Origin of the sequence: Pseudomonas sp. S06B 330, assembly GCF_002845275.2 — a bacterium.
GTDB lineage: Bacteria > Pseudomonadota > Gammaproteobacteria > Pseudomonadales > Pseudomonadaceae > Aquipseudomonas.
In genome coordinates this window covers 937146-957316 of record NZ_CP088149.1, presented here as the reverse complement: position 1 = coordinate 957316, position 20171 = coordinate 937146, and the positions used below count along the sequence as shown (strand labels likewise).

Here is a 20171-nt window from a genome sequence, read left to right as displayed (position 1 = left end):
TTCCTTAATAGACCTGTCGCCATAGGATCCGACGCCATGGCTGCGCTGTTTGTCCGACAGGCTGTGCAACCACGCTTTCCAGCACGCTGCGCGCTGCTCCATTACGTCCTACGGCAGTGACCCGATACAGATTCACCGCAAGCCCTGGCGGTAGTTGCCTGGCCTGGGTGCTCACGCCCAAGGACTGAATGAGATAGAAACCGCCATCAGCGGCTAGCCAGGACAGGCCGGAACTGGCCATAGGGCCTGAATACACACCGCCCGTTGTAATGAAGCCGGCCTCCGGTGGTGGCAGACAGAACTCACAAACGGCCCAAGCTTGCGCAAGCGTCTGCAACTCCCCTTGCTGCAGCACGTGCTGCGTTTGCTCAAACACCTGCAAAGTGGTCACCAGATTGTGCGCCATACGCTCCTGCTGGGTCGCACTGCCCATGGCCGAAAGCCCCAGCAGCCCTAACAGTGCTACCAGTGTCAGGCTGAGCAGTAGTACCAGGCCGCGCTGCCGTATCTTGCCGCGCCCGGTCACGACCCAGCCACCGGATTGCCGAGGGCGATGGTCATTCGGTAGGTCTGCGGCCTGACGCGCTGCTGCGGGTCTATCAGGGTCAAGCCCAGCTTCACGCCGGAAATACCCGCAACACTGTCTCTGAGTAGCTCAAGCTGCAGCTCATCGACCCCGTCCACCAACACGCCATCACTCGCCCCGCTACGCAGGCGTAGCTCGTTGGCCACCAGCCGATAGTCCTGGCGGCGGATGGCCACAGCAAACTGCCCGGTCGCTGGCGCGCGCTCACCCGCGTGCACACTGGCCTGTGTGCGACAGTCGGTGAGCAAGGTCCAGTCGGGACGGCCACTGACCTGGGTAACGTCGGCACTGATCAGACGCAAGCGCTGAACGCGCCCATCGGCACCGCGCGTGATTTGCAGCGGTTGGGCAAACGCTTGGGCGGCCAAGGGGTCGAGAAAATCGATAGCCTGGTCATGCAGGCAACCAAACATGCCCACCATACGAATACTCTGAGCCAGGCGCTGCAGGGCCAGGCGTGCATCCTCCTGCATCTGTGCCGCCAACGCTTGTGCCTGCCAGGACTGGCTGGCGGCAACAAACAGGCGGCTGGCCCCCAACACCAGCAGCATGCCCAGACTCAGGGCCAGCAGCACCTCCAGCAGGCCGACACCCGCTTGCCTGTTCATTGCCCCGCTGACTCAAAGCGCAATGCGCCATCGGCACGCGCCTGCTCGGATACCGCCTGCGCCAGGTACGCGGCCTGGGTGCTGCGCTGCGCACTTTCTGTGGCCTGCAATGCCCGCAACTGCAAGCCGGCAGCCGCAAACAGGCCCAGCCCCAGCACTGCCATCGCCACCAGCACTTCAATCAACGTCATGCCTTGTTGCCGCCAGCCATCCATGGCCCACCTCCGAGACTTTTCCACCATCCTTTGCCAACCCTGCCGACTGGACGTCAGCAACACGGGCCTGGAACCTATAGCGAAGCACTTCCAGGGAGGAATGCACGGTGAGGCAACAGGGCGTAACACTGATACAACTGTTGTTCGCAGCGGCCCTGCTGGGGCTGCTGACACAGATTGGCGCTCCGGCCTACAACGCCATGAGCACCGGGCTACAACGCCAGGCCGCCGCCAAGGACTTAGCGCAGGCGCTACGTACCACTCGCAGTGAGGCGCTGCTGCGCAATAGCGTCGTGCGCCTGCAAGCGCTGGATGCAGACTGGAGCAATGGCTGGAGGATGATTGTTGAGCAAGACATGCAATTGCTGCAGGAATGGCGCCGCAATGGGCGAACGATCATTGTTGCAAACCGACCGGTGGCCCGGCAGGTGCGCTTCAGTGGCCTGGGTGTGCCACTGCTGGAAAGCGGGGCGTTTCAGGCTGGGACGTTGCATGTGTGCCAACGCCCCGAGGCACTGAGTCACTATCAGGTGGTGCTGTCGCGCAGCGGTAGAGTCAGCCTGCGCGACACGCTGAGCCACCTGCCGCTGTGTGCGGCGGGTGGCTCAGATCAGTGAGCGTACACGCAGCTCTTTGGGCATCGAGAAGGTGATGTTCTCCTCGCGTCCATCAAGCTCTTCAGCGCCGGTAGCGCCCCACTCTCTGAGTTGCGCAATAACGCCACGCACCAGCACTTCCGGGGCCGAAGCGCCGGCAGTGATGCCAATACGCTCGACGCCGTCGAACCAGCTTTTTTGCAGGTCTTCGGCGCCGTCGATCAGGTAAGCCGGCGTTGCCATGCGCTCGGCCAGCTCACGCAGGCGGTTGGAATTGGAGCTGTTCGGGCTGCCGACCACCAGAACCACATCGCATTCGTCGGCCAACTGCTTGACCGCATCCTGGCGGTTCTGGGTGGCGTAGCAGATGTCGTCCTTGCGCGGCCCACCGATATTCGGGAAGCGCGCACGCAGGGCATCGATGACGCGGCTGGTGTCATCCATCGACAAGGTCGTCTGGGTAACGAAAGCCAGTTTGTCCGGGTCATTGACCTGCAGCTTGGTCACATCTTCCTCGTCTTCGACCAGGTAGATTGCACCGCCATTGCTGGCGTCGTACTGACCCATGGTGCCTTCGACTTCCGGGTGACCTTCATGGCCAATGAGGATGCATTCGCGACCGTCGCGGCTGTAGCGCGCCACCTCGATATGCACCTTGGTGACCAGCGGGCAGGTCGCATCGAACACTTTCAGACCGCGCCCGGCAGCTTCCTGGCGCACGGCCTGGGAAACACCGTGGGCACTGAAGATGACGATGACGTCATCCGGCACCTGATCCAGCTCTTCGACAAAGATCGCACCACGCGCACGCAGGTCTTCGACCACGAACTTGTTGTGCACCACTTCGTGACGCACATAGATCGGTGGGCCGAAGACTTCCAGGGCGCGATTGACGATCTCGATCGCCCGGTCCACGCCCGCGCAGAAACCGCGGGGGTTGGCGAGTTTGATTTGCATGTTCGGCTCCTGGCTCAAAGCGCCGTGACTTCGAGGATTTGCACCTCAAAGCTCAAGGTTTTGCCGGCCAGTGGATGGTTGAAATCGATGGTCACCTGAGCGTCATCGAAAGCCTTGACCACACCTGGCAGCTCGGCGTTGGCAGCGTCATTGAAGATCACCAACAGGCCTTCAGAAAGTTCCATGTCGTTGAATTGCGACCGTGGAATGATCTGTACGTTCTGCGGGTTGGGCTGACCAAAGGCGTTTTCCGGCTCAACGGTCACGGTGCGCTTGTCACCGGCCTTGAAACCGAAGATCGCCGCTTCGAAGCCCGGCAGCAGGTTGCCGTCGCCGACTTTGAACACCGCTGGCGCCTTGTCGAACGTGCTGTCGACGGTGTCGCCGTTTTCCAGGTGCAGCGCGAAGTGCAGTTTGACTTCGGTGTTCTGGCCAATTCGGGTCTCAGTCATGGACGGGCTCTCCGGACTTCTTGCTCTTGAACATATCCAGCGCCAGCATCACCGCACCCACGGTGATGGCGCTGTCGGCCACGTTGAAGGCCGGGAAGTACCAGCGGTTCTGCCAGTGCACCAGAATAAAGTCGACCACGTGCCCAAGCACGATACGGTCATACAGGTTGCCCAGCGCACCGCCCAGCACCAGTGCCAACGCTACTGCCAGCCAGGTCTCGTTGCGCCCCAGGCGCTTGAGCCAGACTACCAATACGGCACTGACCACTACCGCGATCAGGGCGAACAGCCAACGCTGCCAGCCGGAACTATCGGCCAGGAAGCTGAAGGCGGCACCGGTGTTGTACGCCAGCGTCCAACTGAAGTAGTCAGGAATGACCACGATCTGCTGGTACAGGCTCAGGGTGCCCTCAAAGTAGAACTTGCTGGCCTGGTCAAGGACCAGGACCAGCACGCTCAGCCAGAGCCAGCCAAGGCGCCCGAAGCGCCCTGCAGCAGGGTTAGGCATAGTGGCGCACCTCGCCTTTGCCGCTGATGTTGTCGGCACAACGGGCGCAAATCTCCGGATGCTCCGGATTCGCACCAACGTCGGCGCGGAAGTGCCAGCAACGGCCGCACTTGGCGTGACCGGACTTGACCACTTTCAGCTTCAGGCCTGGCACTTCGGTCTCGACCGCATCGGCAGGTGCCTGGACGAACGGAGCAACGCTGGCGGCCGAGGTGATCAGCACGAAACGCAGCTCGTCACCCAGCTTGTTCAGGTCGGCGCTCAGGGCGTCGTCAGCGAACAAGGTGACTTCAGCTTGCAGGTTGCCACCGATGGCCTTGGCCGAACGCTGGTTTTCCAGCTCCTTGTTGACCGCAGTCTTGGCAGCCATCACGCGATCCCAGTAGGCGCGACCCAGCTCGAAGCCTTCCGGCAGCTCGGTCAGACCCTGGTACCAGGTGTTGAGCATTACCGACTCGTTGCGCTCGCCTGGCAGGTACTGCCACAGCTCATCGGCGGTGAAAGCCAGGATCGGCGCGATCCAGCGCACCAGCGCTTCGCTGATGTGGTACAGCGCAGTCTGGCAGGAACGACGGGCAACACTGTTGGCGCCAGTGGTGTACTGACGGTCCTTGATGATGTCCAGGTAGAAGCCACCCAGCTCCTGCACGCAGAAGTTGTGGATCTTCGAGTAGACGTTCCAGAAGCGGTATTCGCCGTAATGCTCTTCCAGCTCACGCTGCAGCAGCAGGGTACGGTCAACAGCCCAGCGGTCCAGCGCCAGCATGTCTTCGGCCGGCAGCAGGTCACGGGCCGGGTCGAAGCCAGACAGGTTGGAGAGCAGGAAGCGCGCGGTGTTACGGATACGACGGTAGGCGTCGGCGCTGCGCTGCAGGATCTGCTCGGAAACCGCCATTTCACCGGAGTAATCAGTGGCCGAAACCCACAGGCGCAGAATGTCGGCACCCAGGGTGTCGTTGACCTTCTGCGGCTCGATGGTGTTACCCAGCGACTTGGACATCTTGCGGCCGTTCTCGTCGACGGTGAAACCGTGGGTGAGCAGCTCGCGGTACGGCGCGTGGTTGTCGATGGCGCAGCCAGTCAGCAGCGAGGAATGGAACCAGCCGCGGTGCTGGTCGGAACCTTCCAGGTACAGGTCGGCACGCGGACCGGTCTCGTGGCCGATGCTATGCGAGCCACGTAGTACGTGCCAGTGGGTGGTGCCGGAGTCGAACCAGACGTCGAGGGTGTCAGCGATCTTGTCGTACTGGCCGGCCTCGTCGCCGAGCAGTTCAGCGGCGTCCATCTTGAACCAGGCTTCGATGCCTTCTTTCTCGACGCGCTTGGCCACTTCTTCCATCAGCTCGACGGTACGCGGGTGCAGCTCACCGGTTTGCTTGTTGAGGAAGAACGGAATCGGCACGCCCCAGTTACGCTGACGCGAGATGCACCAGTCCGGACGGTTGGCGATCATCGAATGCAGGCGCGCCTGGCCCCAGGCCGGGACGAACTTGGTTTCTTCGATGGCTTTGACCGCACGCTTGCGCAGGGTATCGCCGTTGTCAGGCTGCTTGTCCATGCCGACGAACCACTGCGCGGTAGCGCGGTAGATCAGCGGGGTCTTGTGGCGCCAGCAGTGCATGTAGCTGTGGCTGATGGTTTCGGTGTGCATCAGCGCACCGACTTCCGAGAGCTTGTCGACGATCGCGGGGTTGGCTTTCCAGATGAACTGGCCGCCGAAGAACGCCAGCGATGGCACGTACACGCCATTGCTTTGCACAGGGGTGAGGATGTCGTCGTTGACCATGCCATAACGCTTGCAGGTCACAAAGTCGTCTTCACCGTAGGCTGGCGCGGAGTGAACCACGCCGGTACCGGCGCCCAACTCAACGTAGTCAGCCAGGTAGACGGGCGACAGGCGCTCGTAGAACGGGTGACGGAAGTTGACCAGCTCCAGTGCCGAACCTGGCGCGGTGGCAATGACCGAGCCTTCCAGCGCATAACGCTTCAGGCACGACTCAACCAGCTCTTGCGCCAGTACCAGCAGTTTGTCGCCGACATCGACCAGGGCGTAGGTGAACTCCGGGTGGACGTTCAGCGCCTGGTTGGCCGGAATGGTCCACGGTGTGGTGGTCCAGATCACGATCGATGCGGGCTTGGCCAGCGATGCCAGGCCGAAAGCAGCCGCCAGCTTGGCTTCATCGGCCACCGGGAAGGCGACGTCGATGGTTTGCGATTTCTTGTCGGCGTACTCGACTTCGGCTTCGGCCAGGGCCGAACCGCAATCGAAGCACCAGTTCACAGGTTTTAGGCCCTTGAACACGAAGCCGTGCTTGACCATCTCGGCCAGGGCACGGATTTCACCGGCCTCGTTGGCAAAGTTCATAGTCTTGTAAGGATTGTCCCAGTCACCCAGCACACCCAGGCGGATGAACTCGGTCTTCTGACCTTCGATCTGCTCGGCGGCATAGGCGCGGCACAGCTCGCGGGTCTGATCGGCGCTCAGGTGCTTGCCGTGAGTCACTTCAACCTTGTGCTCGATCGGCAGACCGTGGCAGTCCCAGCCCGGTACGTACGGGGCATCGAAACCGGACAGGGTCTTGGAACGGACAATCATGTCCTTGAGAATCTTGTTCAGCGCATGACCGATGTGAATCTTGCCGTTGGCGTAGGGCGGGCCGTCGTGCAATACGAACTTCGGACGATCCTTGCCAATTTCGCGCAGCTTCTGGTACAGGCCAATGCTGTCCCAGCGCTGCAAAATCTGCGGTTCGCGCTGTGGCAGGCCGGCCTTCATCGGGAAGGCGGTGTCCGGAAGGTTTAGCGTGGCTTTATAGTCGGTCATTTCAGGCTCTTCGTTAGCGGTTGAGCGTGCCAATGGGCACGTGCGGCGGCGATATCCGCATCGATCGCCGACTTCAGCGCCTCCAGGGAGGCGAAACGCTGCTCGTCGCGCAGCTTGTGGTGGAATTCCACCGTCAGGCGCCGGCCATAGAGATCGCCGGCATAATCCAGGAGATGCACTTCCAGGTGGGCACGGCCATCACCTGAAACGGTTGGCCGCACGCCGATGTTGGCGACGCCTGGCCAAGCCTTGCCATCGAGCTCGACGCTGACCAGGTAGACCCCAGTGAGCGGTACGCGATGACGCTTGAGTTGTATGTTGGCAGTCGGCGTACCCAACTGGCGCGCCAGCTTCTGCCCATGCAGTACACGGCCGCTGATCCGGTAAGGGCGCCCCAGCAGGCGCTCGGCGAGGGCGAAGTCGGCCTTGGCCAACGCGCTGCGCACTTGCGTACTGCTGACCCGCAGGCCTTCCTGCTCGACGGTCTGCGCGGCTTCAACAGTGAAACCCTGGCTCAGGCCAGCCTGCTGAAGAAACTCGAAGTCGCCGACGCGATCACACCCAAAGCGGAAATCATCGCCGACCTCCAGGTGCTTAACACCCAGGCCATCAACCAGGATGGTGTCGACGAACTCAGCGGCGCTGAGTTTGCTCAGGCGCTGGTTGAACGCCAGGCACAACACCCGGTCTACCCCTTCAGCGGCCAGCAGCGCGACCTTGTCACGCAGACGTGCCAAACGGGCCGGCGCAGAGTCCGGAGCAAAGTATTCACGCGGCTGTGGCTCGAAAATCACCACGCAGCTGGGTACTCCCAGCGCCACCGCACGCTCACGCAGGCGCGCCAGGATTGCCTGGTGGCCACGGTGAACACCGTCGAAGTTGCCAATAGTGGCGACACAGCCCCGGTGCAGGGGGCGTAGGTTTTGAAGGCCTCGAACCAGCTGCATAACGCGCTTCTTGCTCATAAAGTGGTCGATTATAACCACACCCGGGCGCTGACGACAGGCAGCAGCGTCACCCCGAGGTGTGGAAAAGATAAAACCGACGTCTGGCCGTGTTCGCGGCTCAATGCAGCACCTTGCGTGCAAAGTCACGCGGGCGGAAACCGAACACAAACAGACTGCCGAAATAAGTCACTACACCCGCCAGGATCAGCACACCCAGACGCAGGAAACGTTCGAGCATCTGCCCTTGTTCCCACGCTGGCATGTAATGCATCCCCACCAGCAGCACGGCCGACATCAACACCACGGCCAGCACCAGTTTGGCAAGAAACTTGGCCCACCCCGGTTGCGGCTCGAACAACTGTTGTTGGCGCAGTTTCCAGAACAGCAAACCGGCGTTCAGGCAGGCGCCGAGGCTGATGGCCAGGGCCAGGCCGGCGTGTTGCAGGTGGCTGATGAACATCAAGTTGAACAGCTGAGTGCAAACCAAGGTGAATATGGCGATCTTAACCGGTGTACGGATGTTCTGCTGGGCATAGAACCCGGGGGCCAGGACCTTGACCAGAATGATTGCCAGCAGCCCGACGGAATAGGCGATCAGCGCGCGCTGGGTCATCGCCGCATCGAATGCGGTGAACTTGCCGTACTGGAACAGCGCCACCGTCAACGGCTCAGCCAGGATCGCCATGGCCAGGGTGCACGGCAGCACCAGCAGAAAGCACAGGCGCAGGCCCCAGTCGAGGATCCGCGAGTACTCATGGCGGTCACGATTGGCGTAGGTCTTGGCCAGGGTTGGCAGCAGGATCGTCCCCAACGCCACGCCCAGAACGCCGGAGGGCAATTCCATCAGGCGGTCGGCGTAGTACATCCATGACACTGAACCCGCCACCAGGAAGGAGGCGAAGATGGTGTTGATGATCAGCGAGATCTGGCTGACCGACACCCCGAGGATCGCCGGCAACATCTGTTTGAGCACCCGCCAGACTCCACTATCCCGCAGGTTCAGGCGTGGCAGCACGAGCATGCCGATCTTTTTCAGGTGTGGCAGTTGATACAGTAGTTGCGCCAGGCCACCGGCCAGGACACCCCAGGCTAGCGCCATGATGGGCGGATCAAAGTACGGGGTCAGAAACAGGGTAAAGCCGATCATCGCCACATTCAGCAGGGTCGGCACGAAGGCCGGCACCGAAAAGCGGTTCCAGGTATTGAGAATGGCCCCGGCCAGCGAAGAGAGGGAGATCAGCAGTATATAAGGGAACGTCACCCGCAACAGATCTGTGGTCAGCTCAAACCGTTCGCCGTCGGCGACAAAACCCGGCGCCGTGACCCACACCACCCAGGGTGCCGCCAGGATACCTAACGCGGTAACCAGGGCCAGTACCAGCGTCAACAAGCCGCTGACGTAGGCAATGAAGGTGCGCGTCGCTTCCTCGCCCTGCTGGGTCTTGTACTCGGCCAGGATCGGCACGAACGCCTGGGAAAACGCGCCCTCGGCAAATATCCGTCGCAGCAGATTGGGTAATTTGAAGGCAATGAAGAAGGCGTCGGTCGCCACCCCGGCACCGAACACACGCGCCAGGATGGTGTCGCGGACAAAGCCCAAAACCCGGGAAATCATGGTGATGGAGCTGACGGCGGCCAGGGATTTGAGAAGATTCATTGAAAGTTTTTCACGCCTAAAGATAAAGGGCTGTGCCGGAACGCGCCCAGTTGTGCGATACTCCGCGCCGCAACGCAAGCAGAGCAAAAGCTCCCGAGTTTACAGGTCGTACCGCAGAAGGGAATCTCTCCCTTGTAAGGAACGACCACTCAGCGGATCCATGCAAGTGCCCTTGACAACCGATGAACTCATCGGCATGATTCGCGGCCTATTTTGTTTGCTATTTACCAAGTCTTTCGAGGAGCTCGACGGTGGCCAACTCACCTTCCGCCAAAAAACGTGCAAAACAGGCTGAGAAGCGTCGCAGCCACAACGCCAGCCTGCGTTCCATGGTTCGTACCTACATCAAGAATGTGGTTAAAGCCATCGACGCAAAAGACGCCGAAAAAGCGCAAGCTGCTTACATCCTGGCTGTGCCAGTTATCGACCGTATGGCCGATAAAGGCATCATCCACAAGAACAAGGCTGCTCGCCATAAAGGCCGTCTGAATGGCCACATCAAGGCGCTGAAACAAGCTGCCTAAGCGACACGCTGATTAAAAAACCGACCCTAGGGTCGGTTTTTTATTGCCTGCGATTTGTGCAGACCTTGATAGTTGTCCTGTGGGAGCCAGCCTTGCTGGCGATGATATCGACACGGTATCAGCGGTTACCCGACGTCTGCATCGCTGGCAAAGCCTGCGCCTACAAAAGGGCCGCAGAGCGACCCTTGGCTATCTGTCACTTACCGATCTGAATCTTCGGCGCCCACTGCAGCCATTCATCCTCAGCATCGTCGAACAGCGCGAAAGTCTGCTGCGGCCTGGCCGGGTTGCCCATCTTCTCGCCATCCGGAGTGGCAAAGGCAATGCCGCCCTGGATCAGGGTTTCCAGCGACTCAGTCCGCACCGTAGCGCCCTTGAACAAGCCGATATCGACGCCGAAGCCACTGCTGTTCCAGAACCGGCTACCACCACGCACCAGCGTTGCATAACGCGGTTCGATGAGGATATGGATCAATACACGGTCGGCCGTTTGGCCCAGCTCGAACCCTGTCACCTTCCCGACCGGAATTTCGCGATAGGTTACCGGTACCCCTGGCTTGATCGAGCCGCGCCGCGGCGCACTGAGCACCAGCGCAAGGCCCGCTTCACGCTCGGAGAAATCCGGCGCTTGTGGCAGTGCATTGAACGTACGCTGAGGCCCCTGGTTCTTCGAGGCTGGCTGCACTTCCAGGTACTGCCCGGTTACCAAGGTTTCCAGGTTCGCCGTTTTGACGATGCCCAGTGCTGGCTTAACCACCCAGAACTGCGTACCAACACGAGCAATACGCTCAGGCACTTCAGTGATACGCGCCTTGAGTAGTACTGCCTGTAGATCATCGGTCAGGTCAACTTGTTCGACCTTGCCTACATCCAGGCCCTTGAAACGAATCGGCGTGCCGACTTTCAGGCCGTCCGCTCGCTCAACACGAATGGTCACGGTGGTGCCCGATTGATTGGCCGCCTCCTGATCCGGGTGCAAGCGGAACGTCGGAATACGACGTTTGAGCGGCACATTAGGGGTCGGCGTATCGAAGGAGATCCCCCCCGCCATCAGGCTCTGCAGTGATTCGCTCTTGATCTGCACACCCGACAAGCCTCCCGTGAGGGTGATGCCGCTGGCATTCCAGAAGCGCGTCGAGCCGTTGACCAGGCCGGCGTATTCCTTCTCGATGTGCACACCGATCAGCAGGCGCTTGCTCTTTTTCGAGAACTGATAGCTCTGCACAGAGCCGACCTTGACCTGACGGTAAAGCACCGGGCTACCCACCTCCAGCGAACCGAGGTTGTCACTGAACAGTACCAGGTGCAAACCCGGTGCTTTCAGATCCAGGGGCGGCGCCTTGGCCCGCGCTTCGAATTCGCGCTGTGGAGAGGCGCCCTTCTCACCAGGGCGGATGGCAATATAGTTACCCTTGACCAACGCCTCCAGGCCGGTGATCCCGGCCAGCGAGATCGACGGTTTGACCACCCAGAACTGGGTGCCATCAACCAGGTAATCTTCAGCCAGCGGATCCAAGGTCAGCTCGGCCATGGCACTGGTGAGATCAGCGTCGACTTTCAGGGTTTTCAGCGAACCCACCTGGATGCCTTTGTACATCACTGGCGTACGTCCGGCCTGCAGGCCTTCAAAGTCGCCCAATTTGACTTTGACGCGTATCCCGGCCTGAGCATCATCAAAATCTTCGTACAGGCGGAACGGCAGGTTCGGATCGGTTGGTGGGCTATCTTTGCGGTGCTCTGGGGTAGCAAAGGCAATACCGCCAGCAACGATGCTGGCCAGCGACTCACTGCGCACTTTTACCCCGGACAGGTTGGCATCAATACTGATGCCACTGGCGTTCCAGAAACGCGTGTGCTTACGCACCAGGCTGGTATAGGCCGGCTCGATGAAGACTTTGATCTCCACAGTGCCCTGGTCCTCAGCGAGGCGATAGCTTTTCACCTTACCGACCTGAATCTGCTTGTAGAACACCGGGCTGTCACGGTTCAACGAGCCCAGTCGATCGGCCTTGAGAGTCAGGTGCAATCCAGGCTCACTGTCAGACAGTGGCGGAGCCTCATCCAGCGCCTTGAAACGCTTTTTTGGCTCCCCCTCCCCCGGACTGATAGCAATGTAGTTGCCTGATACCAGGGTCTCCAGGCCGGTGATCCCTGCCAGACTGACACTTGGCTTGACCAGCCAGAAGCGGGTTCCGCTGTTCAGCTGCGGCTCTGCCTCCTTGTTCATCTCGATGGTGGCGATTACACCCGTATTGCTGCCCTTGGCATCCAGTACCAAGTCTTTCACCTTACCCACCGACATGCCCTTGAAGACCACTTCGGTTTTGTTGGCAACAATGCCTTCACCGCTTTCAAAGCGAACCTCGATGTTCACGCCAGCGTCGCGGTACGCCTGCCAGCCAAGCCAGCCGCCAATGACCAGAGCGATCAGTGGCAATATCCATATAGCCGACCAGTTCGAAGCTGGGCGGGTTCTAGCCGTAGGTAAATCACTCATGGTCGTCATCCGACTCCGTGTTATCCCAAATCAGTCGGGGATCGAAGGTTACTGCTGCGAGCATCGTCAGAATCACCACACTGGCGAAGGCGACGGCGCCCAGATTGGCTTCGATGCTGGCGATCCTGCCGAAATTCACCACCGCCACCAAAATGGCGATCACGAAGATGTCCAGCATCGACCAGCGTCCGATAAATTCAATGAAGCGGTACATCAAGATCCGCTGTCGCGCGGAAAGGGGTTGGTGACGCTGCACCGAATAGAGCAACAGACCAATACCCACCAACTTGAAGGTAGGCACCAAAATACTGGCAATGAAAACGACGGCGGCAATCGGCAGCATGCCGAACTTAATCAGGGCAATGACGCCGGACATAATAGTGTCCGGCTCTCCCTGGCCCAGCGTATTGACTGTCATGATTGGCAGCACATTTGCGGGGATATAAAGAATCGCCGAAGTCAGCAGCAACGCCCAGGTTCGTACCAGGCTGTTTGGCCGCCGCGCATGTACGACCGCGCCGCAACGACTGCACGTTTGTGAGGTACTTTCAGGCTCCTGACGATTCAGTTCGTGGCATTCGCCACAAATCAGAATGCCAGCATCAATCGCACGCATGCAGGTCTTCCCCCGATAAAGCACTCCAGATCTGGTGGGGTGACATCACCACCTCCAGCCACACCTGCACCAATAACAAACTGATAAAACAGGCCAGACCCAGGCCAAGACTGATGTCTGCAAGGTCGACCAACTTGACCATCGCGACCAGCACGCCCATGAAATAAACCTCAAGCATGCCCCATTCGCGCAGATGGTGATAAATGCGGTAAATCAACAGCCCGTAACTACGGGCGACATTAAAGCGAATGCTCAGTAGTACAAACAGCTGACATAACAACTTGAGTAAAGGGATAGCCATACTGCAGAGGAACACGACCACGGCGACTTCAGGCATCCCGGTATTGAACAGCCCAACGACACCGCTCCAGACCGTATCCTTGGTGCTCTGCCCCAAGAGGTGGAGTTGCATGATGGGCAAGAAGTTGGCCGGTATGTAGAGCAACAAAGCCGCCAATACCAACGCCAGACTGCGCTGAACGACATTGTGGCGATGGGCATACAGCTCGTAGCCGCAACGTGGGCAATGCGCTTTTTCATCCAGTTTGAGCACAGGCTTACGCATCAGCAGGTCACATTCGTGACACGCCACCAGTTGATCCAGAGGTAGGTCGGCTAGCTGATGGGATTCGACAGGGTCGGACATAGTGAACTTCTAAGTCAACACGAGGGCGGTATTCTAACCGATACGCGGCGCTCTGGATCGCGGGTCAAGCCCGACACCACAAAGCGTTGATCTGAGAACGGGCTGTGGGAGTGGGCTTTGACGACGAGGATACCGCTGGGGTGTCAGCGATTGCGCAGTGGCGGTATCGCCGGTAAGGCCGGCTCCCCCAAGGGCACCTCCCAGGCAACGGCCAGGGCCAGGGCCGGAAAAGACAAAACCCCTACCTGCATACGCAGATAGGGGTTTCGGAATTTAATCTTGACGATGACCTACTCTCACATGGGGAAACCCCACACTACCATCGGCGATGCATCGTTTCACTGCTGAGTTCGGGATGGGATCAGGTGGTTCCAATGCTCTATGGTCGTCAAGAAATTCTGTTGCCAGAAGGTCTTGTTAGACACTCCAGCGAATTGGGTATGTGACAGTTTGTGGTTTTACGAACTTTCGGTTCATTTCGTCTTCACCACCACAATCTGCGTTGCAGATTGCTTGGGTGTTATATGGTCAAGCCTCACGGGCAATTAGTATTGGTTAGCTCAACGCCTCACAGCGCTTACACACCCAACCTATCAACGTCGTAGTCTTCGACGGCCCTTCAGGGAGCTCAAGGCTCCAGTGAGATCTCATCTTGAGGCAAGTTTCCCGCTTAGATGCTTTCAGCGGTTATCTCTTCCGAACATAGCTACCCGGCAATGCCACTGGCGTGACAACCGGAACACCAGAGGTTCGTCCACTCCGGTCCTCTCGTACTAGGAGCAGCCCCTCTCAAATCTCAAACGTCCACGGCAGATAGGGACCGAACTGTCTCACGACGTTCTAAACCCAGCTCGCGTACCACTTTAAATGGCGAACAGCCATACCCTTGGGACCGGCTTCAGCCCCAGGATGTGATGAGCCGACATCGAGGTGCCAAACACCGCCGTCGATATGAACTCTTGGGCGGTATCAGCCTGTTATCCCCGGAGTACCTTTTATCCGTTGAGCGATGGCCCTTCCATACAGAACCACCGGATCACTAAGACCTACTTTCGTACCTGCTCGACGTGTCTGTCTCGCAGTCAAGCGCGCTTTTGCCTTTATACTCTACGACCGATTTCCGACCGGTCTGAGCGCACCTTCGTACTCCTCCGTTACTCTTTAGGAGGAGACCGCCCCAGTCAAACTACCCACCATACACTGTCCTCGATCCGGATAACGGACCTGAGTTAGAACCTCAAAGTTGCCAGGGTGGTATTTCAAGGATGGCTCCACGCGAACTGGCGTCCACGCTTCAAAGCCTCCCACCTATCCTACACAAGCAAATTCAAAGTCCAGTGCAAAGCTATAGTAAAGGTTCACGGGGTCTTTCCGTCTAGCCGCGGATACACTGCATCTTCACAGCGATTTCAATTTCACTGAGTCTCGGGTGGAGACAGCGCCGCCATCGTTACGCCATTCGTGCAGGTCGGAACTTACCCGACAAGGAATTTCGCTACCTTAGGACCGTTATAGTTACGGCCGCCGTTTACCGGGGCTTCGATCAAGAGCTTCGCGTTAGCTAACCCCATCAATTAACCTTCCGGCACCGGGCAGGCGTCACACCCTATACGTCCACTTTCGTGTTTGCAGAGTGCTGTGTTTTTAATAAACAGTCGCAGCGGCCTGGTATCTTCGACCGGCATGAGCTTACGGAGCAAGTCCTTCACCCTCACCGGCGCACCTTCTCCCGAAGTTACGGTGCCATTTTGCCTAGTTCCTTCACCCGAGTTCTCTCAAGCGCCTTGGTATTCTCTACCCAACCACCTGTGTCGGTTTGGGGTACGGTTCCTAGTTATCTGAAGCTTAGAAGCTTTTCTTGGAAGCATGGCATCAACCACTTCGTCGCCTAAAGGCAACTCGTCATCAGCTCTCGGCCTTAAGATCCCGGATTTACCTAAGATCTCAGCCTACCACCTTAAACTTGGACAACCAACGCCAAGCTGGCCTAGCCTTCTCCGTCCCTCCATCGCAATAACTAGAAGTACAGGAATATTAACCTGTTTTCCATCGACTACGCTTTTCAGCCTCGCCTTAGGGACCGACTAACCCTGCGTCGATTAACGTTGCGCAGGAAACCTTGGTCTTTCGGCGTGGGAGTTTTTCACTCCCATTGTCGTTACTCATGTCAGCATTCGCACTTCTGATACCTCCAGCAAGCTTCTCAACTCACCTTCACAGGCTTACAGAACGCTCCTCTACCGCATCACCTAAGTGATACCCGTAGCTTCGGTGCATGGTTTGAGCCCCGTTACATCTTCCGCGCAGGCCGACTCGACTAGTGAGCTATTACGCTTTCTTTAAAGGGTGGCTGCTTCTAAGCCAACCTCCTAGCTGTCTAAGCCTTCCCACATCGTTTCCCACTTAACCATGACTTTGGGACCTTAGCTGACGGTCTGGGTTGTTTCCCTTTTCACGACGGACGTTAGCACCCGCCGTGTGTCTCCCATGCTCGGCACTTGTAGGTATTCGGAGTTTGCATCGGTTTGGTAAGTCGGGATGACCCCCTAGCCGAAACAGTGCTCTACCCCCTACAGTGATACATGAGGCGCTACCTAAATAGCTTTCGAGGAGAACCAGCTATCTCCGAGCTTGATTAGCCTTTCACTCCGATCCACAGGTCATCCGCTAACTTTTCAACGGTAGTCGGTTCGGTCCTCCAGTCAGTGTTACCTAACCTTCAACCTGCCCATGGATAGATCGCCCGGTTTCGGGTCTATACCCAGCGACTAAACGCCCTATTAAGACTCGCTTTCGCTACGCCTCCCCTATTCGGTTAAGCTCGCCACTGAATATAAGTCGCTGACCCATTATACAAAAGGTACGCAGTCACCTAACAAAGTAGGCTCCCACTGCTTGTACGCATACGGTTTCAGGATCTATTTCACTCCCCTCTCCGGGGTTCTTTTCGCCTTTCCCTCACGGTACTGGTTCACTATCGGTCAGTCAGTAGTATTTAGCCTTGGAGGATGGTCCCCCCATATTCAGACAAAGTTTCTCGTGCTCCGTCCTACTCGATTTCATGACTAAGAGATTTTCGCGTACAGGGCTATCACCCACTATGGCCGCACTTTCCAGAGCGTTCCGCTAATCTCAAAGCCACTTAAGGGCTAGTCCCCGTTCGCTCGCCACTACTAAGGGAATCTCGGTTGATTTCTTTTCCTCAGGGTACTTAGATGTTTCAGTTCCCCTGGTTCGCCTCTTGCACCTATGTATTCAGTACAAGATACTCAGCTTATGCTGAGTGGGTTCCCCCATTCAGAGATCTCCGGATCAAAGTCTGTTTGCCGACTCCCCGAAGCTTATCGCAGGCTACCACGTCTTTCATCGCCTCTGACTGCCAAGGCATCCACCGTATGCGCTTCTTCACTTGACCATATAACCCCAAGCAATCTGGTTATACTGTGAAGACGACATTCGCCGAAAATTCATGAAAACTCACAAATTTTACCTTAGCCTGAACAAACACCAGTGAAAGTGCTGTCCAGTCTATCTTTCTATCACATACCCAAATTTTTAAAGAACGATTCTGAAAAAGTTCAGAAATCAATATTCGATGCGAATATTCATTTCTAAGCTTTGACATGGTAACAAGGGGGTGGTGGAGCCAAGCGGGATCGAACCGCTGACCTCCTGCGTGCAAGGCAGGCGCTCTCCCAGCTGAGCTATGGCCCCAACAAGAAACTGGTGGGTCTGGGCAGATTCGAACTGCCGACCTCACCCTTATCAGGGGTGCGCTCTAACCAACTGAGCTACAGACCCAGTTAAGAGCTGTTACCGATATCGTCTTCTTCAATGAATCAAGCAATTCGTGTGGGAGCTTATGAAACAGCTGATGTCGTCGATTAAGGAGGTGATCCAGCCGCAGGTTCCCCTACGGCTACCTTGTTACGACTTCACCCCAGTCATGAATCACACCGTGGTAACCGTCCTCCCGAAGGTTAGACTAGCTACTTCTGGTGCAACCCACTCCCATGGTGTGACGGGCGGTGTGTACAAGGCCCGGGAACGTATTCACCGCGACATTCTGATTCGCGATTACTAGCGATTCCGACTTCACGCAGTCGAGTTGCAGACTGCGATCCGGACTACGATCGGTTTTGTGAGATTAGCTCCACCTCGCGGCTTGGCAACCCTCTGTACCGACCATTGTAGCACGTGTGTAGCCCAGGCCGTAAGGGCCATGATGACTTGACGTCATCCCCACCTTCCTCCGGTTTGTCACCGGCAGTCTCCTTAGAGTGCCCACCATAACGTGCTGGTAACTAAGGACAAGGGTTGCGCTCGTTACGGGACTTAACCCAACATCTCACGACACGAGCTGACGACAGCCATGCAGCACCTGTCTCAATGTTCCCGAAGGCACCAATCCATCTCTGGAAAGTTCATTGGATGTCAAGGCCTGGTAAGGTTCTTCGCGTTGCTTCGAATTAAACCACATGCTCCACCGCTTGTGCGGGCCCCCGTCAATTCATTTGAGTTTTAACCTTGCGGCCGTACTCCCCAGGCGGTCAACTTAATGCGTTAGCTGCGCCACTAAAATCTCAAGGATTCCAACGGCTAGTTGACATCGTTTACGGCGTGGACTACCAGGGTATCTAATCCTGTTTGCTCCCCACGCTTTCGCACCTCAGTGTCAGTATGAGCCCAGGTGGTCGCCTTCGCCACTGGTGTTCCTTCCTATATCTACGCATTTCACCGCTACACAGGAAATTCCACCACCCTCTGCCCTACTCTAGCTCGCCAGTTTTGGATGCAGTTCCCAGGTTGAGCCCGGGGATTTCACATCCAACTTAACGAACCACCTACGCGCGCTTTACGCCCAGTAATTCCGATTAACGCTTGCACCCTCTGTATTACCGCGGCTGCTGGCACAGAGTTAGCCGGTGCTTATTCTGTCGGTAACGTCAAAACACTAACGTATTAGGTTAATGCCCTTCCTCCCAACTTAAAGTGCTTTACAATCCGAAGACCTTCTTCACACACGCGGCATGGCTGGATCAGGCTTTCGCCCATTGTCCAATATTCCCCACTGCTGCCTCCCGTAGGAGTCTGGACCGTGTCTCAGTTCCAGTGTGACTGATCATCCTCTCAGACCAGTTACGGATCGTAGCCTTGGTGAGCCATTACCTCACCAACTAGCTAATCCGACCTAGGCTCATCTGATAGCGCAAGGCCCGAAGGTCCCCTGCTTTCTCCCGTAGGACGTATGCGGTATTAGCGTTCCTTTCGAAACGTTGTCCCCCACTACCAGGCAGATTCCTAGGTATTACTCACCCGTCCGCCGCTGAATCAAGGAGCAAGCTCCCGTCATCCGCTCGACTTGCATGTGTTAGGCCTGCCGCCAGCGTTCAATCTGAGCCATGATCAAACTCTTCAGTTCAATACTGCTTGGGTTTTGAGAAAACCCTAAACTTGGCTCAGCAATCTCAAATGACTAATTCGAAGTCTTTCGACTTCTCGTGCAGTCACTTGTGATGCTGATAATCTTTCTGACTATCAGTCTGAGTCACAAGCACCCACACGAATTGCTTGATTCGATTGTTAAAGAGCGGTGGCTGAAGTCTTTCGCTTCAACCGAGGCGCGCATTCTACGCTTTCCTCAGAGTCTGTCAAGCGTTTATTTTGAAGTTTTTCAGAATTTCTCTTTCAACTTCAACCGCTTAACTCGCTGCGATCTCTCGTCAGCGGGAGGCGAATTCTACAGCGTTTCAATCCGCTGTCAACCACCTTTTTCACCGCTGCCGATCTTTCGATCGAAGCCCCTCCGGTACTACCTGGAACATCTAACTCGTTGAATTTCAAGGAGTTTTCCGTTCCGACTACGCCGGAAGTGGGGCGAATTATAGAGAGATCTACAGGGGCGTCAAGGACTAATTCAGGCTTTTGTTGCAGAAGTTGCTTTTTGCCTCACTAAACGCGGAATACGCCGGGCAAACAGCGGAATACGCAGCGCCAGAAGAAACACGCCAATACCTGCATAGATAGCCCACTCCTTGAGATCCGCCCGCACCACCCAGAGAAAGTGCAGCAAACCCAAGGCCAGAATGACATAGACCAACTTATGCAACTTTTTCCAGCGCGCGCCCAACCGCCGCTGACTGTAGCGATTGGAAGTCACCGCCAAGGCCAGTAAACCGACAAAACCCAAAGCCCCCACAATAATGTAGGGCCGCTTACTCAATTCCACGCCCAACTGCCCCCAGTCCAACCCCAGGACAAAAACCATATATGACGTCATGTGCAGCACTATATAAGCAAAGCACCACAAGCCAAGCTGGCGGCGCGAGACAATCCACCCCGCCCAACCGGTCACACGCTGCAGCGGCGTCATGCTCAGGGTAATCAGTAGAAAGATCAGTGCGCCCAGCCCAAGTCGATCGACCAGGATCTTGCCCGGATCCGGACCCAGCGCATTCATGGCCGCTTCATACAGCCACCACAGCGGCCAGACACTGGCCAGGATGAAAATGCCAAGTCGAAACAGTGGATAGCGCAT

The 20171-nt window shown here is 57.4% G+C and carries 15 protein-coding genes, 2 tRNA genes and 3 rRNA genes; 2 read left to right on the top strand and 18 right to left on the bottom strand.

The features are described from left to right. Window positions 1-4: 4 nt before the first annotated feature. From CX511_RS04530 to pilV, 3 genes are read right to left on the bottom strand one after another with little or no spacing between them, the layout of a single operon-like run. Window positions 5-526 (bottom strand): pilus assembly protein PilX, encoded by a 522-nt coding sequence (locus CX511_RS04530; protein WP_101291877.1) that lies wholly within the window; start codon window positions 524-526, stop codon window positions 5-7. After that, window positions 523-1194, bottom strand: coding sequence for a hypothetical protein (locus CX511_RS04525; RefSeq protein ID WP_101291876.1), 672 nt, complete (start codon window positions 1192-1194; stop codon window positions 523-525). The genes CX511_RS04530 and CX511_RS04525 overlap by 4 nt, the downstream gene beginning before the upstream one ends. After that, on the bottom strand, window positions 1191-1409 hold the full coding sequence (gene pilV, locus CX511_RS04520) for a type IV pilus modification protein PilV (protein ID WP_177409668.1): 219 nt from the start codon (window positions 1407-1409) through the stop codon (window positions 1191-1193). The genes CX511_RS04525 and pilV overlap by 4 nt, the downstream gene beginning before the upstream one ends. Before the next feature lie 107 nt (window positions 1410-1516). Between pilV and CX511_RS04515 the strand changes: the two genes are divergently transcribed. Then, entirely contained in the window at window positions 1517-2026 is a 510-nt protein-coding gene (locus tag CX511_RS04515) for a GspH/FimT family protein (protein WP_045190374.1), read from the top strand. Here the strand turns inward: CX511_RS04515 and ispH are convergent. The 6 genes from ispH to murJ form a co-directional block, all read right to left on the bottom strand. Continuing rightward, a complete protein-coding gene (gene ispH, locus CX511_RS04510; RefSeq protein WP_045190372.1) occupies window positions 2015-2962 on the bottom strand; it encodes a 4-hydroxy-3-methylbut-2-enyl diphosphate reductase in 948 nt (315 codons plus the stop codon). The two genes, CX511_RS04515 and ispH, sit on opposite strands and share 12 nt — an antisense overlap. A gap of 14 nt (window positions 2963-2976) precedes the next feature. Beyond that, the gene (gene fkpB / locus CX511_RS04505; protein WP_045190370.1) at window positions 2977-3414 is read right to left on the bottom strand and encodes an FKBP-type peptidyl-prolyl cis-trans isomerase; all 438 of its coding nucleotides are present in this window, start codon (window positions 3412-3414) and stop codon (window positions 2977-2979) included. Then, a complete protein-coding gene (gene lspA / locus CX511_RS04500) occupies window positions 3407-3922 on the bottom strand; it encodes a signal peptidase II (RefSeq protein ID WP_045190368.1) in 516 nt (171 codons plus the stop codon). Before lspA ends, fkpB begins: the two co-directional genes overlap by 8 nt. Then, complete coding sequence (ileS, locus tag CX511_RS04495) at window positions 3915-6746, bottom strand: isoleucine--tRNA ligase (RefSeq protein WP_045190365.1); 2832 nt, start codon at window positions 6744-6746, stop codon at window positions 3915-3917. Before ileS ends, lspA begins: the two co-directional genes overlap by 8 nt. Next, window positions 6743-7693: a bifunctional riboflavin kinase/FAD synthetase gene (gene ribF, locus CX511_RS04490; protein WP_045190364.1), complete on the bottom strand. Its 951-nt coding sequence runs from the start codon at window positions 7691-7693 to the stop codon at window positions 6743-6745. The genes ileS and ribF overlap by 4 nt, the downstream gene beginning before the upstream one ends. Before the next feature lie 118 nt (window positions 7694-7811). Then, window positions 7812-9350 (bottom strand): murein biosynthesis integral membrane protein MurJ, encoded by a 1539-nt coding sequence (gene murJ, locus CX511_RS04485; protein WP_045190363.1) that lies wholly within the window; start codon window positions 9348-9350, stop codon window positions 7812-7814. Between the two features lie 251 nt (window positions 9351-9601). Between murJ and rpsT the strand changes: the two genes are divergently transcribed. Continuing rightward, complete coding sequence (rpsT, locus tag CX511_RS04480) at window positions 9602-9874, top strand: 30S ribosomal protein S20 (protein ID WP_045190361.1); 273 nt, start codon at window positions 9602-9604, stop codon at window positions 9872-9874. Between the two features lie 196 nt (window positions 9875-10070). Here the strand turns inward: rpsT and CX511_RS04475 are convergent, their stop codons facing one another. From CX511_RS04475 to msrQ, 9 genes are all read right to left on the bottom strand, one after another. Then, window positions 10071-12371: a PqiB family protein gene (locus CX511_RS04475; RefSeq protein WP_045190358.1), complete on the bottom strand. Its 2301-nt coding sequence runs from the start codon at window positions 12369-12371 to the stop codon at window positions 10071-10073. After that, entirely contained in the window at window positions 12364-12987 is a 624-nt protein-coding gene (locus CX511_RS04470) for a paraquat-inducible protein A (RefSeq protein ID WP_045190356.1), read from the bottom strand. The genes CX511_RS04475 and CX511_RS04470 overlap by 8 nt, the downstream gene beginning before the upstream one ends. Next, the gene (locus tag CX511_RS04465; RefSeq protein ID WP_045190355.1) at window positions 12974-13633 is read right to left on the bottom strand and encodes a paraquat-inducible protein A; all 660 of its coding nucleotides are present in this window, start codon (window positions 13631-13633) and stop codon (window positions 12974-12976) included. The genes CX511_RS04470 and CX511_RS04465 overlap by 14 nt, the downstream gene beginning before the upstream one ends. A 277-nt stretch (window positions 13634-13910) precedes the next feature. Next, a 5S ribosomal RNA gene (rrf, locus tag CX511_RS04460) occupies window positions 13911-14026 on the bottom strand. A 131-nt stretch (window positions 14027-14157) separates the two neighbouring features. Beyond that, window positions 14158-17048 (bottom strand): 23S ribosomal RNA (locus CX511_RS04455). A gap of 223 nt (window positions 17049-17271) precedes the next feature. Further along, a tRNA-Ala gene (locus CX511_RS04450) sits at window positions 17272-17347 on the bottom strand. A 10-nt stretch (window positions 17348-17357) separates the two neighbouring features. Beyond that, window positions 17358-17434: transfer RNA gene (locus CX511_RS04445), tRNA-Ile, on the bottom strand. An 84-nt stretch (window positions 17435-17518) separates the two neighbouring features. Next, window positions 17519-19055, bottom strand: a 16S ribosomal RNA gene (locus CX511_RS04440). The 16S, 23S and 5S rRNA genes sit together here with 2 tRNA genes alongside, the layout of an rRNA operon. Before the next feature lie 495 nt (window positions 19056-19550). After that, the gene (msrQ, locus tag CX511_RS04435) at window positions 19551-20171 is read right to left on the bottom strand and encodes a protein-methionine-sulfoxide reductase heme-binding subunit MsrQ (RefSeq protein WP_045182842.1); all 621 of its coding nucleotides are present in this window, start codon (window positions 20169-20171) and stop codon (window positions 19551-19553) included.

Coding starts and splice junctions, on each gene's coding strand:
- CX511_RS04525 (WP_101291876.1), bottom strand. CDS start 1,194: ATGAACAGGCAAGCGGGTGTCGGCCTGCTGGAGGTGCTGCTGGCCCTG.
- pilV (WP_177409668.1), bottom strand. CDS start 1,409: ATGGATGGCTGGCGGCAACAAGGCATGACGTTGATTGAAGTGCTGGTG.
- ispH (WP_045190372.1), bottom strand. CDS start 2,962: ATGCAAATCAAACTCGCCAACCCCCGCGGTTTCTGCGCGGGCGTGGAC.
- fkpB (WP_045190370.1), bottom strand. CDS start 3,414: ATGACTGAGACCCGAATTGGCCAGAACACCGAAGTCAAACTGCACTTC.
- lspA (WP_045190368.1), bottom strand. CDS start 3,922: ATGCCTAACCCTGCTGCAGGGCGCTTCGGGCGCCTTGGCTGGCTCTGG.
- ileS (WP_045190365.1), bottom strand. CDS start 6,746: ATGACCGACTATAAAGCCACGCTAAACCTTCCGGACACCGCCTTCCCG.
- ribF (WP_045190364.1), bottom strand. CDS start 7,693: ATGCAGCTGGTTCGAGGCCTTCAAAACCTACGCCCCCTGCACCGGGGC.
- murJ (WP_045190363.1), bottom strand. CDS start 9,350: ATGAATCTTCTCAAATCCCTGGCCGCCGTCAGCTCCATCACCATGATT.
- CX511_RS04475 (WP_045190358.1), bottom strand. CDS start 12,371: ATGAGTGATTTACCTACGGCTAGAACCCGCCCAGCTTCGAACTGGTCG.
- CX511_RS04470 (WP_045190356.1), bottom strand. CDS start 12,987: ATGCGTGCGATTGATGCTGGCATTCTGATTTGTGGCGAATGCCACGAA.
- CX511_RS04465 (WP_045190355.1), bottom strand. CDS start 13,633: ATGTCCGACCCTGTCGAATCCCATCAGCTAGCCGACCTACCTCTGGAT.
- msrQ (WP_045182842.1), bottom strand. CDS start 20,171: ATGCGCTATCCACTGTTTCGACTTGGCATTTTCATCCTGGCCAGTGTC.